Origin of the sequence: Bacillus cereus group sp. MG1, assembly GCF_040460035.1 — a bacterium.
Lineage (GTDB): Bacteria > Bacillota > Bacilli > Bacillales > Bacillaceae_G > Bacillus_A > Bacillus_A cereus.
In genome coordinates this window covers 1,000,428-1,016,118 of record NZ_JARVGY010000001.1, presented here as the reverse complement: position 1 = coordinate 1,016,118, position 15,691 = coordinate 1,000,428, and the positions used below count along the sequence as shown (strand labels likewise).

Here is a 15,691-nt window from a genome sequence, read left to right as displayed (position 1 = left end):
TATGGTGCAAATAAGTAGTAACTTTCTCTTTACCGCATTTATTTTATATTTAATTGCGACTCTATTTTTTGGGGGAGCCATTAAAGAAAAGGGTCATAAATGGGCAAATGTAGGAATAACGATTACAATTTTAGGGTTTATAGCACAAACAGTATATTTTGTTACAAGGTGGATTGCATCAGGGCATGCGCCAGTTAGTAACTTTTTTGAATTCGGTACATTTTTCGGCATGATGCTTGTAGGAGCATTTATTGTCATGTATTTTATGTACCGTGTAAGCATAATCGGACTATTTGCATTACCAGTTGCGCTTTTATTAATTGCCTATGCAAGTATGTTTCCGAGGGAAATATCTCCGCTTATTCCATCTTTAAAAAGTAATTGGTTACATATTCACGTGACGACGGCAGCAGCAGGACAAGCCATTTTAGCGATTAGTTTTATTACAGGTGTTATGTATTTATTGAAAAATGTAGATCAATCGACGAGAAGTAAACGTACATTTTGGCTAGAGACGGTAGTATTTACACTTGTTTGTACAGTTGGATTTATTGGAGTAACAACGGTATTTTCTAGTATGAAATATGAAGCGAAGTTTCAATGGATTGATAAAAATGAACAGCAACTGGAAATGAAGTACAATCTTCCGGCTTTAGTTGGACCGCACGAAGGGAAGTTACTGACAGAAAATAAATTAGAACCGGCAGTTGAAGTTCCAGCAATTGTAAATGCGAAAAAATTAAATACTGTTATTTGGTCAGTGTTAATTGGAACATTACTGTATATTGTATTAAGACTTGTTTTACGGAAGCGAGTATCGGCGGCACTTCAGCCGTTAGTAAAGAATACGAATAGTGATTTACTAGATGAAATCGGATATCGATCTATTGCAATTGGATTCCCAGTTTTCACATTAGGTGCATTAATTTTTGCGATGATTTGGGCTCAAATAGCGTGGACGCGCTTTTGGGGATGGGATCCGAAAGAGGTTTGGGCACTTATAACGTGGCTCTTTTATGCTGCAGTACTACATTTACGATTATCTAAAGGGTGGCATGGGGAGAAATCAGCTTGGCTTGCAGTAATTGGTTTTGCAATCATTATGTTTAACTTTATTGTAGTAAACTTAATTATTGCCGGTTTACATTCATATGCATAGAGAAATAAAATAGGAGAGTGCGTGTCACTTTCCTATTTTATTTTTGTCAACTTTTCTTCTTTTTTGAGAAAAACATGACAAAGTAGCGGTTGATTTTGTAAAATGATGTCGAGGACATTATATACAGTTCAAAAAAAATACATAGTTTTGGAAAAAAATTGAACAAAATTTATTATTCTTGTGAAGCATAATATGGGAAGTGAAACATTTAGAAGATTGCTTAAATAAACGAGAATAGCGCAACATAATAGTTAAAGAAGGGTAGGTGTGAACCGCTGAGGTGAGAGTACGCAGCGGGTAGAGATGGAAAATGAATCAAGAATTTTAATTGTAGATGATGAGGATCGTATTCGTCGTTTATTGAAAATGTACTTAGAAAGAGAACAATATACGATTGAAGAAGCAGATAATGGTGATACAGCTTTAGAAATGGCGTTGCAAAATGATTACGATTTAATCTTATTAGATCTTATGATGCCTGGTAAAGATGGCATTGAAGTATGTAAAGGGGTTCGTGAGAAGAAAGCGACACCAATTATTATGCTGACAGCAAAAGGTGAAGAAGTAAATAGAGTACAAGGATTTGAAGTTGGAACAGATGATTATATTGTAAAGCCGTTTAGTCCACGTGAGGTCGTGCTACGTGTGAAAGCGGTATTACGTCGTGCTGTACCAACAACATTCTTTACACAAGATACAACGACAAAAGATGTTACTGTATTCCCTCACTTAACAATTGATAACGATGCACACCGTGTTACTGCAGATGGCAATGAAGTAAACTTAACGCCGAAAGAATATGAGTTACTATTATTTTTAGCGAAAGCTCCTGATAAAGTATTCGATCGTGAGCAGCTGTTAAAAGAAGTATGGCAATATGAATTCTTCGGAGATTTACGTACAGTTGATACACATGTAAAGCGTTTACGTGAGAAGTTAAGCAAAAAATCACCAGATGCAGCGAAAATGATTGTTACTGTTTGGGGTGTAGGTTACAAATTTGAGGTTGTGAACGACTGATGCTTTGGAGAAGTGTAGTAGGGAAGTTATGGATGACCATATTACTTCTCGTTTCGTTTGTTCTTGGATTTGTTGCGATTTTACTTTCACAATTTTTTAGAACGTATTATGTTGATATGAGTGAAAATAGACTTCAAAAAGTTGCAACAAGTGTTACGGAATTAATTGAAGAAGGTGCCGATGTAAAAACGATTGAGAACATCGCGTACAAATTCTCTGATCCACTTTCAAGGATTATTATTGTAGAAGATGGCAAGGAAATCTCTTCTTCACCGAAACAAGAAGGGTTAGTCACCCTTACAATGGATAATTTAAAAGAAGATAAAGAATTAGCCGCTGTTTTTACGGACAAAAAAGAAATTAAGAACAACATTAGAAAAGCTTCTGATAGTAGAAAGAATAAAAGCACTGAAAATGATATTGTGATCGTTGGGAAACCAGTGCAATCAAAAAATCAAAGCGCAGTGTTCGTATATGAATCTTTACAAGTGCCAATAAAAGATATGGAGAGAACGACTGATTTCATTTTCTTAGCCGCTGGGATTGCGATTATATTAACAACTTTCTTTGCGTTCTTCTTATCTACTCGGATTACAGCACCGCTTCGTAAAATGCGTGAGGTTGCTTTTGAAGTGTCACGTGGGAAATTTGATGCAAAGGCTCCTATGGTATCTCAGGACGAAATTGGTGAGCTGGCAACGGCCTTAAATCAAATGGGTAAACAGTTGAAGTTTAATATGAATGCTTTGCAGCAAGAAAAAGAACAGTTAGCTAGTATTTTGAGTAGTATGGCAGATGGAGTTATTACGTTAAATCAAGAAGGTGAAGTCGTAGTTATTAATCCACCGGCTGAACATTTCTTACAAGTTTGGCAAGAAGAAAAAGAGATAGAGTTAAGTAAAAAATTACCTTCTGAACTTGTGGAGCTATTCCATCTCGTTGTAGAAAGCGAGCAACAACAAGTTGTTGAAATTAATTTACAAAAAGGGAACTATGTAGTTCTTATGACACCACTTTACAATCAAACGAAAATTCGTGGGGCTGTAGCGGTACTGCGAGATATGACGGAAGAACGTCGTCTTGAGAAAATGCGTCAAGACTTTATTGCGAATGTATCACATGAACTTCGTACACCGATGGTCATGCTGCAAGGGTATAGTGAAGCGATTTTAGATGATATTGTGCAAACGAAAGAGGAAATAGATGAGTTTGTTCAAATCATTTATGATGAATCCGTTCGTTTAGGTAAACTTGTAAATGAATTGTTAGATTTAGCTCGTATGGAAAGCGGTCACGTAGAGTTACATATTGGTGAAGTGGACATACATCCGTTTGTGGAAAAAATTGGTCGTAAATTCCAAGGGATTGCAAAGGATAAAGAAGTTGAACTAACAGTTGATTTCCGGAATCAGATTGAAGAATATGCGTTTGATGCAGATCGGATGGAACAAGTGTTGACGAACTTGATTGATAACGCAATTCGTCATACGAATGCGGGTGGACATGTAACGCTTGTAATTGATACGAAAAATAATGGCCTCATTTTTGAAGTACAAGATTCGGGTGTAGGCATTCCAGAAGAGGATATTCCATTTTTATTTGATCGTTTCTATAAAGCTGATAAAGCAAGAACACGTGGGAAAAAGGGTGGAACAGGACTCGGGCTTGCAATTGCGAAAAATATTGTTCAAGGCCATGACGGTAAAATTTCTGTATCAAGTGTTGTTGGAGAAGGAACTACATTCTCTGTATATTTACCGAATCGTATAATTTAGATATGCTTTTTTAAAGTTGATAATGAATAAAGTTCTGCTGTTTTTTATTTTTTTGTAAACTCAATTAAATAAAGAATGGTAGAACTTTTTTCTATCTTGGTCGAATTAAAAATAACAAGAGAGGTGCTGTGAAGAAATGAAATTATATACAAAAACAGGAGATAAAGGAACGACAAGTGTAATAGGTGGCAGGGTTGATAAAGATGATATCCGTGTGGAAGCGTATGGAACAATAGACGAGGCAAATTCTCATATTGGATATGCAATGACTAAGGTTCAAGGCAAGGCTTTTAGAGATATTTACAATGAGCTCGAAAATATTCAACATGAACTATTTGATTGCGGAGGAGACTTGGCAATAGTGGAACAAAAAATTCCTTATAAAGTGACAATTGAGATGGTTGAAAGTTTAGAAAGAAAGATTGATTTATATATAGAAGAAGCCACGCCATTAGAACGCTTTATTTTGCCAGGTGGTAGCGAGGCGGCGGCTACTATTCATATTGCACGTACTGTTGTAAGGAGAGCAGAACGCTCTATAGTATCATTGCAAAAAGAAGTGAAAATAAATGAAGTTGTCTTAAAGTATGTAAATAGATTATCTGATTATTTGTTTGCGATAGCTCGAGTAATAAATGCCCGATTACAAGTGAAAGATGTGGAGTATAACCGTAGTGCATTAGTTTTTCGTGATAAGAAAGAGAAGGAAGTGGAGTAATTCACTTTCTTTTTTTGTATACTTTTTTCTGTAATATACCAAAATAGAGAAGGTATGGTGGTAATTAGAAAACGGAGGATGTATATGAAAGTTTTAAAATGCGGCGTCATGTTATTGAGTATACTGTTTGTATCTCAATTACATGTTTATGCAGAGGAAAATCGATGGACATGGCCTGTTGAAGGTCAGATAAGTGATTATTTTGGGACAAGGCATGGAAAACACTATGGTATTGATGTAGCTGCGCCGATTGGAACGCCTGTGGCAGCTATTCAAGATGGTAGGGTAACGAAGTCTTATTATTCAAGTAGTTATGGAAATGTTGTATTTATTAAACACGGAGAATATGAGGCTGTATATGCACATTTAAATAAGAGATATGTGGGGCAGGGAGATTATATTTCCAAAGGAGAAAAAATTGGAGAAGTAGGGAACACGGGAGAATCGCGAGGTGCACACTTACATCTAGAACTTCATCAAGGAAGATGGACGATGGCGAAAAAGAATGCGATGAACCCATTGCTTGTTTTAAATGAACAAAGAAATGAAGTTGTTTCTTCATCATTATATGTCGTACAAAAAGGGGATACTTTAGTTAGTATTGCACGGAAATTTAGTATGACACTTAAGGAAATTAAAGAAAAAAATGGATTGCAGCAAGAGCTAATTTATCCTAATCAACAATTATATGTTAAGTGAAGGAAACATCTCAAAAATTAAACTTTGAACAAATTTATGTTCTTCTTAAATAAGGTTCAATGTAAATGAAATTATATGGGCGCTTTTGCTAGAACTATTGAGTGAATTAGAGCATCTATATCTAAAAGAAAACCGTCCCAAAATTTATTTTGGGACGGCTTCTTTTACCAAAAAATAAAGACACATATAAATCCAGAAATAGCTAAATAGCTATATAAGTAAAAAACTTTTGTTCTTGTTTTCTCTTTTGTTCGAAACAGTACGATAGTCGGTTCAATTAAACCGATTGTCAAACAAAGTAGGCCAAGAAGCATACAACCAATCGAGATAGAATACAGGGCGATTTGTGGTGCTTGAAATGGAATCATCCATTTTAATAAAAATGCAATAAGTGCAGTGTAACAAATACTACCGATGTATTTATTCAGTGGTGTATTAGAACGAAAACCAGGAAGTTTTTTTAAGAAAGAGCGGGAAACAACTTCTGTTTGTAAAGATGTATGCTCTTCAATAATTTTTTGAGCTTCTTTTCCTTTTTGAAAAAGAGATAAGATCCAATTTCGCTCACCCTGAAAAATAAATTGAGAAGTTGTCAAATAGTGATCAATCTTCACTTTATTCCAACTCTTCCACGGATGACGCTCACACAATTTTAATTTACTTTCTGTTTTTTTATCATACTGATAAATACTGATGCCATCTTCATCGAAAGTAGCATAGTATGTCTCGTTTGAGAATGTGCCTAAATCAATTGGGCAGTAGAAAAGTAATTCTTTTTTTAAGTAAAAGTATTCTTTTCTTAAGTTTTTTTTCATTGCTTCTCGAATAGAATGTCTCTTGTCTTTTTTCAAGACATTTCCTCCATAACTCAGAAAATGTTCTTATCTTAACAATTCAATATCTTATCACTTTTAATTATATATGACTAGGTAATTCAAAAGAGAAATGCCGAATAATAAAAAATATGGATTGTATTGTAAAATATCTCGCAATTTATTTTTTTGTTACGAAAAATAAATAACTAATTTTAAATAAGTTACAATTTTTTAGTTCACAATGTTATGAGGTTGTTGTATAATGAAGGGGAAAATAGAATATCGGTCTATCTTCGGGGCAGGGTGAAAATCCCGACCGGCGGTGATGAACTATTTATGATTTTGTTCTAAGCCCGCGAGCCGTTAAGGCAGGATTTGGTGTGATTCCAAAGCCGACAGTATAGTCTGGATGGGAGAAGATGGAGGTTCAAGCGTTCAAAAAAGATATGGATTTGAACGTCTGTTTGATGTGCCTTAAATTCTCCCTTTGTGTAAAACACAAAGGGTTTTTTCGTTCTATGAAAAAATAGGCATAGCAGAACCTTTCCACTTTCCATGAGATGATCGATGGAAAAGGAGAGAGAAAGATGAAACAAAAAAACAGTGTAGTGCAGATGGTGAGTGTAGCGATGCTAAGTAGTATTGCATATTTACTAATGATGTTAGATTTTCCGTTCCCAGGGCTTCCGCCATTTTTGAAAATTGATTTTAGTGATGTACCAGCTCTAATTGCAGCAATTATCTTTGGACCAGTAGCAGGAGTGATTGTAGAGGCGATAAAGAACATTTTACATTACGGGATTCAAGGAAGTTTAACGGGAGTACCAGTTGGAGAGATTGCAAACTTTATTGCAGGATGCTTATTTATTGGACCAGCAGCTTTCTTATTTAGAAAGTATCGTACTGTGAAGAGTTTAACTACAGGATTAATGCTAGGGACAATTACAATGGCACTTATTATGAGTGTATTAAACTACATCATCATATTCCCGGCTTACACTTGGTTTTTAAATTCACCGGCTATGTCTAGCGAAGCTATAAGAACAACGGTTGTAACGGCAATCTTACCATTTAATTTAATTAAAGGGATTGTTGTAACAATTGTATTTGTAGCATTATTCTCACGCCTGAAAGTATGGGTGTTTGCAAAAATGAAAAATGCATAATATATATTAAAACCATTAGTAGTGTGAAACTACTAATGGTTTTTTATTAAGGAAAATAAAATTTAGATACAAAAAATGCCCCTCATCAATATGAGGGGCATTTTTTGAAGTTAATAAAAGACTATTCGAATTTTAAAGCGTCTCCGTCGAATGATTCGTCAGCAACTTTAATTGAGTCAGTTGGACAGCCTTCGAATGCATCCATCATATCTTCAATTAATACATCTGGAATTTCAACGATACCTTGGTTATCATCTAATGTTACAAATGCAATACCTTCATCATCATAGTCATAAATGTCTGGTGCAGCAGCGCCACAAGCACCACATGCAATACAAGTATCTTTATCAACGATTGTATATTTTGCCATCTTTTTTCCCTCCTGATAATATGTATGTGAAAAGCTCGCCATAAAAATTATAACCTTATTGTAAAACGGTTTGTAAAACTTTTCAACATAAAATTATAATGATAATGCTTATCAATTAGAGTGTCAACTTATTTTTGAATTATGTCATAAGATTTTCAAAATACGTAAATATGATTTCGTTTGATACAATAGAATATATACAAGTATATAGTTCTCATATGATAAGTTTAATGAGCGAAAGTAGATAGTGTAATTGTACTGAAAAGAATGAAGTTAAGATTGGAAGGTGGAAGCGGTCATGCAAATACAATATACTTTGTTGCATTGTTTAAAACAATTGAATGGTGAAAGAACCGTTTCTTCTATTTATTATTTACTAAAGGGCAAACGTTCTTCGCAAACTTTACAAGATGGAAATATGTTCCGAATTTCTTTTTTGTTCGGAATATACAAATCATTGAATAGAAATGACTATGATGGTGAAGTTGCAAAGTTGTTGCAAGCGAATTTTATTCAAGAAATACATGAAAATACATATGTGTTAACACCTACGGGTAAAATGCAGTTACATAAATGGGAGGAAGTTTATGCTTTTCCGGCGCATTTGCATGGTTTACATTATGGTGAATTAGGTGAAACATTTTGGAAAAGATTATCATTAATTATTCAAACTATATCAAATTTACAACAGAATAATACGAAGTTTATCCCAATTCAGCAAGATACAGAAATAATGATGTGGGTGAAACGTTTTCTAACAGGAATACCATATAAGAGAAGTGAGTTGGCGAGAAAACTATGGACGGAAGTATATAATCTTTTAGAAAAGAGCAATACGATAGAAGCGACGATTGTAACATATCGACTAACGGGTTATGAACGTATTGGTTGTACATTGCAACAATTAGCAGAAATTACGAAACAAGATATATTCAGGGTGTATTTTTTATTTTGGGGTACAATGCATTTCTTTATACAAGAAGTTCGTGATAAAGAAAATGAATTTCCACTATTAGCTGAAATTATATCTTATCCAAATGAAAGAGCTGAATTATTTAGTTTATCGACGAAAAAAACATATAATTTTTGGAGACAAGGACGTTCTTTAGAAGAAATAGCGACGATTCGGAATTTAAAGGTTGCAACGATAGAAGATCATTTTGTTGAAATTGCTTTGCGAGAAAAAGATTTTTCTATTGAAATGTTTATGGAAAAAGAAAAGATAGACAAAGTAATAAAAGTAATTGAAGCATTGCAAACGCGGAAGTTACGTGTTTTGAAACAAGCGGTTGGAGAAGATATCTCTTATTTTGAAGTTCGTCTTGTATTAGCGCGGATGGAGGGTGTAAATGAAACTTGAAGAATATTTATATAAGTGGTTTGGATATTCTGAATTTCGTCCAGGTCAAAAAGGAGTTATTACAGATTTATTAGAAGGAAAAGATGTGATAGCAATGCTTCCGACTGGAAGAGGGAAATCTATGTGCTATCAGTTTCCGGGGCTTATGCGAGAAGGAACAGTGCTTGTTGTATCACCGTTATTATCTTTAATGGAAGATCAAGTAACACAATTAAAGTATGTTGTGAAAAACCGAGTAATAGCATTTAATAGTTTTCGGACATTAAATGAAAAAAGAGAAGCGATGAAAAAATTATCTTCATATAAATTTATTTTTGTTTCACCAGAGATGTTACAGTCGGAGTTATTAATTAGGGAATTGAAGAAAATTCATATTTCATTATTTGTTGTTGATGAGGCTCATTGTATTTCTCAATGGGGTTATGATTTTAGACCGGACTATAAAAAACTAAATGTAGTTATTGAAAATATTGGTTCTCCTACAGTATTAGCATTGACAGCCACAGCGACAAAAGGGGTACTGCAGGATATCGCAAATAGTTTAAATTTAAAGGGTGCCGCGGAACATGTATACTCTATTGACCGTCCTAATATTGCAATGGATGTGCAATTTGTAGAGACGATAGAAGAAAAGAAAGAGGCGCTTTTAGAGCAGGTGATGTATTTACAAGGGCCGGGGATTGTATATTGCTCAAGTAGAGCGTGGACAGAAAGGTTAACGGAATACTTGAGAGGGAAAGGTGTTACTGGTGTAGCTTTTTATCATGGTGGTATGGAACATGAAGAGCGTATGTTAATTCAACAGCAGTTTATGAACGATCAATTGCAACTTGTAATATGCACAAGTGCATTTGGTATGGGGGTAAATAAGGCGAATACGCGATATATTATTCATTTTCATTATCCAACTAATATAGCTTCTTACTTACAAGAAATCGGAAGAGCTGGAAGAGATGGCGAACCGAGTATAGCTATTTTATTATGTAGTCCGTTGGATCATGATTTACCAATTTCGATCATTGAGGATGAATTGCCAAGTAAGTCACAAATACAATTTTTATTTTCTTTACTACAAGAAAGAATGTTTCAAACGAAAGAATTACCAATAGAAGATGTAGAAGAAATTTGTTATAATGCAGCAAGATTTAATGAGCAATATTGGCGTTTTGTTCGTTATCATCTCGAACAGGTTGGAATTATACAACAACGAAGATTATTATTAGAAGGTTTGTCAGATGAAATCATGAACCGATTAATAGCTGAAGTAGAAATAAGGTTGCGTAATAAATATAGTGAGCTAGAAAATATGAAGTCATGGATACAAGTTAAAGGATGTAGACGTGAATATGTGCTGCAACAGTTCGGTTATAGGAAAGAGCAAGAGTTAATTAATTGCTGCGATTATTGCGGTATTACAAAAGAAGATTATAAAAAAAGACGAGCGCAACAATCGGATTTCGACTATAATTGGGAAACAGAGTTACAAAAGCTTTTCGGCCTAGAAAAGATGGAGGAATGATGAACATTCAAAGACATAATGTTGAAGATATGAGTCCGCAGGAAATAAGGCTGAATCTATATATAACACAGTTAATTATTATCGGTATTGGCTGTTTATTGGCATATATATTATTTCAAGATGTAAAAGAAGTCTTTAATTTATGGAAATGGGAACCAGTATCTATACTTATTATAGGTGGTTTGTTAGCGATTGGTATTGTGTTATTAGATTATGTTGCAATGCGAGTGTTTCCGGAGTCTTGGTTTGATGATGGTGGTATTAACGATAAGATGTTTCGAGGAATGTCCGTTCTGCACTTACTCGTTATTACGTTCTTAATTGGTTTTGCAGAAGAATTTTTATTTAGAGGTGTAGTACAGACTCATTTTGGAATTGTAATTGCGAGCTTCGTATTTGCAGTGTTACATATTCGTTATATAACAAAGCCATTTTTGTTTTGTTTCGTCTGTTTCATTAGTTTTGTCTTTGGTTATGTATTTGAATGGACAGGAAATTTGTTTATAACAATCTTTGCACACTTTCTTGTTGATTTTATAATGGGACTCCAATTAAGAAAATAAATGGAAGGTGGTGGTGAACAACATGAGGAAACGAATTCCTGATTTTGAAGAGGAATTAGAAGTTGAGCGAGTGGAAGAAAAAGAAAGTTTACCGCCGCGTAGTGAAATTCATAGAAATAAAGAAAAAAAACAAAAGTTTAAAATAAATCACATTTTCGTCCGGGTTTTAACATTTCTATTCATTCTGCTGCCGATTAGTATTTTGTGGTACACGGATAAATATATTCAGGTGAAGGGTGATAGTAATAATGCCGGAAAAAGTGCGTTTGAAGTAATCTTCTTTGATTCAGCTAAATCTGAGTCGCAGAAACATTCTGAAAAAGTAATAACGCATACTGTGAAAGAGGGAGAAACTTTAGAAAGTATAGCGAAGCAATATTTTTCAGATGGAAATGGAATTGAAGTAATTAAAAAGTATAATAACTTGCAAGAAGATGAAGTGAGTGCAGGTCAAGAATTAAAAATTCCGATAAAAGATAAGTCCACAAAGCAAGAAAGCTAGTGAGTTAAGCGATCACCGTTTGTTATAAAAGCCTAGGATTATCTTTATGAGGAGGGGAGTCAAAAATATGATATGGATTATATTATTCAGTACTCTCATAGGCATGGGGATTTTATTGCTTCTTGTGATGTATAAAGAAGCGATGCGTAATACGGTGTTGGAACATACTTTAGTATTTAAAGAATTTCCGAAAAGTTTTCAAAAAGTAAATGTGTTTTTTATTTCTGATATTCATAGAAGAGTCATTTCGAATTTGTTAATTGAACAAGTAAAAGGAAAAGTAGATCTCGTAATTATCGGAGGAGATTTAGCAGAGAAAGGTGTCTCTTTATCAAAAATCTCTGCGAATATTCAAAAGTTAAGAGAGATAGCTCCTGTATATTTTGTGTGGGGAAACAATGATTATGAGATAGAATATCATGAATTAGATGCGTTATTATTAGAAAATAACGTAAAAGTTTTAGATAATACAAGAGTGGTATTTGAGTCTGAATTAGGCGAGAAAATTTGTTTGCTCGGTATAGATGATGTTGGATTGCACCGTGATCGTCTAGATTTGGCATTGGCGGATTGTAAAGAAGATGGTTTTCGTATCCTAGTTAGTCACAACCCTGATATAATAAAAAAAATGTCTGGAAATGAACAGATTTCACTTGTCTTAAGTGGACATACGCATGGAGGGCAAATCCGATTATTCCCATCTAAAAAATATTTAAAAGGTGGCGTATATAACCATTTAAATACGATTCTCTTTGTTAGTAATGGGTATGGAACAACATTGATACCACTTCGTTTCCGAGCACCTGCTCAAACACACATCATTACATTGTGCGGAGGGAAATGATGCCAACTCTTAATGGGAAATACAATATAAAAGCCGTTTCGAATATAATTGGAGTTCAGCCGAGTACGCTTCGTGCATGGGAAAGACGATATCAAATTATTGCCCCAAAGCGGAATCAAGCTGGGCATCGTTTATATGCAGAAGAGCATATTCAAATTTTAAAATGGTTAATGGAAAAAGTTTCTTCCGGTATGATGATTGGACAAGCAGTTCGATTATTAGAAGAGAATCGTTTGCAGAGTACAGTTCAAAAAGAGATACATTTCGATAAAGAAGTTGTTTTAGTGGACGATTTGCTACAAGCTTTGTTAAAATTTGATGAAATTACAATTGCTGCATTATTAAACGAAGCTTTTAGTATATATTCAACAGAGAAGGTTGTTGCCAGTATTGTTCTTCGAGTGACAGACAAATTATTAACGTCAAAAAATAATAATGAGATTTCAATGGTGCAATTTCAATATGCACTATCATTTTTACAAACGCGTCTAGGGATGGTGTATCACAATGCCTCAATGTTTTCCTCTTTACACAAAGTTATTGTGTTAGAAAAGGATGCATTGAAAGGATTTATTTTTTCAACTTATTTACGCTTAAAAGGATATGAGGCGATATATATTAGGACAAGCTTAGCTGAAGATGGTATGTTATCAGCGGTAGAGGAAATACAGCCGAAATATGTATTTGTATCTTTTGCTGACGAACAAGAAATGAAAAAGACGATGAACTTTATAAATTTATTACAAGAAAAAAGGGAATCTCTTTTAGTTGGATTTATCGGAAAGCTAGGCGTTCTAAACCAGTTGGACATTGAAACAATCTTAATTGGTGATACGAAAGAAGAATGGGATGGATGGTTAAAAATGTCGGAATAGTTGTTCGAAAAGAACCATCTATTTTCTATTTCATATAATAAAAATTAGATGCATTGGTTACGTAGGGAGGGTATGAGATGAGGCTGGAACGATTAAATTACAATAAGATAAAAATTTTTCTAACATTTGATGATTTATCTGAACGAGGATTAACGAAAGAAGATTTATGGAGAAATGCACCGAAAGTACAGCAATTATTTCGTGATATGATGCAAGAAGCAAATAAGGAATTAGGGTTTGAAGCAGATGGTCCGATTGCAGTTGAAGTGTTTTCTCTACAAGCACAAGGGATGGTTGTAATTGTAACGAAAGAAAATCAAGAAATGGATACAGATGATGAGTTCCGTGACGAGTTTATTGAAATGCAAGTGACTCTAGATGAAAGTGAGCATATATTATATGAGTTTGCTACGCTAGATGACGTAATTAACCTGTCGAATCGCTTATATAACCTTGGTGTAACTGGCGGAAAGCTATATGCGTGGGATGAGCGCTTCTATCTTTGGGTGGAAGAAGAGGAACAAATTCAATTGTTAAAGGCGGATTTTATAGCTATTTTAGCGGAATACGGTAATCCGTCTACAGCAACCATTTATCGCATCATGGAGTACGGTAAAGAATTAATGGATGTTAACGCGATAGAGCAAATACACAATTACTTCGTGAAAAAACAAAACCTCAGCTAATACAACATAGCTGAGGTTTTGTTTTTATTTGGAGAAGGGAAGGGATGATTGTAAATACTCGAACATACTTTTTGAAAATAAAATATGCAGTTTTATGGGAGTGTGGTTGATGAAAATAAAAAATATTTAAATATTTAAGTATTTTACTTTTCTAAAAGTAATAAAAGGACTATAATAATAGTGAAAACGCTTGCAACAGAAAATAGTTTGTATATATTTGTTAGCGTTTTCTATTGCATTCCAAATTTAAGGGTGTATACTAGGCAATGAAGGTTTACTAAACAAGTGAAATTACAGGGGGTTTACTTACTATGGTAGCCGAAAAGGGAACTCAAACAAAAACACAACAACAAAGGGAACAACATTTTGAACTATTGAATTCAACACAAATTGTTATTAGTGAAGCGTTAGAAAAATTGGGTTATCCAAACGAAGTATATGAATTATTAAAAGAACCAATTCGTATGATGACAGTGAAAATACCAGTTCGTATGGATGACGGGACTGTTAAAATATTTACAGGATATCGTGCACAACATAATGATGCTGTTGGTCCAACGAAAGGTGGAATTCGCTTCCATCCGAATGTAACAGAAAATGAAGTGAAAGCACTTTCAATCTGGATGAGTTTAAAATGTGGTATTGTTGATTTACCATATGGTGGAGGTAAGGGTGGAATTATTTGTGATCCACGTGAAATGTCATTCCGTGAGTTAGAAAGATTAAGTCGCGGTTATGTACGAGCAATTAGCCAAATCGTAGGACCGACGAAAGATATTCCAGCTCCAGATGTATTCACAAACTCTCAAATTATGGCATGGATGATGGATGAGTATAGCCGTATTGATGAATTTAATTCACCAGGATTTATTACAGGTAAACCGCTTGTATTAGGTGGATCACATGGACGTGAAACAGCAACAGCGAAAGGTGTAACAATTTGTATTCGCGAAGCTGCGAAAAAACGTGGCATTGATATTAAGGGTGCACGCGTTGTTGTTCAAGGATTCGGTAATGCTGGTAGCTTCTTAGCTAAATTTATGCATGATGCAGGTGCGAAAGTTATTGCAATCTCAGATGCTTACGGCGCGTTACATGATCCAAATGGATTAGATATTGATTATTTATTAGACCGTCGTGATAGCTTCGGTACAGTAACAAAGTTATTTAACAATACAATTTCAAACAAAGAATTGTTAGAACTTGATTGCGATATTTTAGTTCCAGCTGCAATTGAGAACCAAATTACAGAAGAAAATGCTAATGATATTAAAGCGAAAATCGTTGTTGAAGCAGCAAATGGTCCAACAACATTAGAAGCGACTAAAATTTTAACAGATCGCGGAATTTTACTTGTTCCAGACGTGTTAGCAAGTGCTGGTGGTGTAACAGTATCTTACTTTGAGTGGGTACAAAATAACCAAGGTTACTACTGGACTGAAGAAGAAGTAGAACAACGTTTAGAAAAAGTAATGGTAAGATCATTTGATTCTATTTATGAAACAGCACAAGTTCGTAAAGTGAACATGCGCTTAGCGGCGTACATGGTTGGTGTTCGTAAAATGGCTGAAGCAAGCCGCTTCAGAGGTTGGGTATAAAATATTATATCTTGAGAAAACG

The 15,691-nt window shown here is 34.5% G+C and carries 16 protein-coding genes and 1 riboswitch; of the genes, 14 read left to right on the top strand and 2 right to left on the bottom strand.

Annotated features, from left to right (window positions below; translation table 11 throughout):
* Window position 1 precedes the first annotated feature (1 nt).
* The 5 genes from resC (at window position 2) to QCI79_RS05080 (ending at window position 5,371) form a co-directional block, all read left to right on the top strand.
* Entirely contained in the window at window positions 2-1,159 is a 1,158-nt protein-coding gene (resC, locus tag QCI79_RS05100) for a cytochrome c biogenesis protein ResC (RefSeq protein WP_000250080.1), read from the top strand.
* Window positions 1,160-1,462: 303 nt separating this feature from the next.
* Complete coding sequence (gene resD / locus QCI79_RS05095) at window positions 1,463-2,179, top strand: DNA-binding response regulator ResD (RefSeq protein ID WP_000426861.1); 717 nt, start codon at window positions 1,463-1,465, stop codon at window positions 2,177-2,179.
* A complete protein-coding gene (gene resE / locus QCI79_RS05090; RefSeq protein WP_000964697.1) occupies window positions 2,179-3,954 on the top strand; it encodes a sensor histidine kinase ResE in 1,776 nt (591 codons plus the stop codon). Before resD ends, resE begins: the two co-directional genes overlap by 1 nt.
* Before the next feature lie 136 nt (window positions 3,955-4,090).
* Window positions 4,091-4,672 carry a cob(I)yrinic acid a,c-diamide adenosyltransferase gene (locus QCI79_RS05085; RefSeq protein ID WP_021728349.1) on the top strand — a complete coding sequence of 194 codons (582 nt, stop codon included), beginning with the start codon at window positions 4,091-4,093 and terminating at the stop codon, window positions 4,670-4,672.
* An 84-nt stretch (window positions 4,673-4,756) separates the two neighbouring features.
* Window positions 4,757-5,371: a peptidoglycan DD-metalloendopeptidase family protein gene (locus QCI79_RS05080; protein WP_000866120.1), complete on the top strand. Its 615-nt coding sequence runs from the start codon at window positions 4,757-4,759 to the stop codon at window positions 5,369-5,371.
* A 164-nt stretch (window positions 5,372-5,535) separates the two neighbouring features.
* Here the strand turns inward: QCI79_RS05080 and QCI79_RS05075 are convergent, their stop codons facing one another.
* On the bottom strand, window positions 5,536-6,222 hold the full coding sequence (locus tag QCI79_RS05075) for a hypothetical protein (RefSeq protein ID WP_000710837.1): 687 nt from the start codon (window positions 6,220-6,222) through the stop codon (window positions 5,536-5,538).
* A gap of 249 nt (window positions 6,223-6,471) precedes the next feature.
* A riboswitch (FMN riboswitch) is annotated at window positions 6,472-6,611 on the top strand.
* Window positions 6,612-6,773: 162 nt separating this feature from the next.
* On the opposite strand from QCI79_RS05075, the gene QCI79_RS05070 reads away from it, so the two are divergent.
* Complete coding sequence (locus tag QCI79_RS05070) at window positions 6,774-7,352, top strand: ECF transporter S component (protein ID WP_000810856.1); 579 nt, start codon at window positions 6,774-6,776, stop codon at window positions 7,350-7,352.
* A 121-nt stretch (window positions 7,353-7,473) separates the two neighbouring features.
* On the opposite strand, the gene QCI79_RS05065 is transcribed toward QCI79_RS05070, so the two are convergent.
* Window positions 7,474-7,722, bottom strand: a complete 249-nt coding sequence (locus tag QCI79_RS05065) for a ferredoxin (RefSeq protein ID WP_001151993.1) — start codon at window positions 7,720-7,722, stop codon at window positions 7,474-7,476.
* 298 nt (window positions 7,723-8,020) lie between these two features.
* Between QCI79_RS05065 and QCI79_RS05060 the strand changes: the two genes are divergently transcribed.
* From QCI79_RS05060 to gudB, 8 genes are all read left to right on the top strand, one after another.
* Entirely contained in the window at window positions 8,021-9,082 is a 1,062-nt protein-coding gene (locus tag QCI79_RS05060; RefSeq protein WP_001167011.1) for a YpbB family protein, read from the top strand.
* Window positions 9,072-10,601: an ATP-dependent DNA helicase RecQ gene (gene recQ / locus QCI79_RS05055; protein ID WP_000762980.1), complete on the top strand. Its 1,530-nt coding sequence runs from the start codon at window positions 9,072-9,074 to the stop codon at window positions 10,599-10,601. Before QCI79_RS05060 ends, recQ begins: the two co-directional genes overlap by 11 nt.
* Window positions 10,601-11,164: a CPBP family intramembrane glutamic endopeptidase gene (locus tag QCI79_RS05050; RefSeq protein ID WP_001025780.1), complete on the top strand. Its 564-nt coding sequence runs from the start codon at window positions 10,601-10,603 to the stop codon at window positions 11,162-11,164. The genes recQ and QCI79_RS05050 overlap by 1 nt, the downstream gene beginning before the upstream one ends.
* A 22-nt stretch (window positions 11,165-11,186) precedes the next feature.
* A complete protein-coding gene (locus tag QCI79_RS05045) occupies window positions 11,187-11,666 on the top strand; it encodes a LysM peptidoglycan-binding domain-containing protein (protein ID WP_001231553.1) in 480 nt (159 codons plus the stop codon).
* 67 nt (window positions 11,667-11,733) lie between these two features.
* A complete protein-coding gene (locus tag QCI79_RS05040) occupies window positions 11,734-12,510 on the top strand; it encodes a metallophosphoesterase (RefSeq protein WP_000637796.1) in 777 nt (258 codons plus the stop codon).
* Window positions 12,510-13,385: a MerR family transcriptional regulator gene (locus QCI79_RS05035; RefSeq protein ID WP_021728348.1), complete on the top strand. Its 876-nt coding sequence runs from the start codon at window positions 12,510-12,512 to the stop codon at window positions 13,383-13,385. The genes QCI79_RS05040 and QCI79_RS05035 overlap by 1 nt, the downstream gene beginning before the upstream one ends.
* A 77-nt stretch (window positions 13,386-13,462) precedes the next feature.
* The gene (locus tag QCI79_RS05030; protein ID WP_001235400.1) at window positions 13,463-14,071 is read left to right on the top strand and encodes a genetic competence negative regulator; all 609 of its coding nucleotides are present in this window, start codon (window positions 13,463-13,465) and stop codon (window positions 14,069-14,071) included.
* A gap of 311 nt (window positions 14,072-14,382) precedes the next feature.
* On the top strand, window positions 14,383-15,669 hold the full coding sequence (gudB, locus tag QCI79_RS05025; protein ID WP_000225173.1) for an NAD-specific glutamate dehydrogenase: 1,287 nt from the start codon (window positions 14,383-14,385) through the stop codon (window positions 15,667-15,669).
* Window positions 15,670-15,691 lie beyond the last annotated feature (22 nt).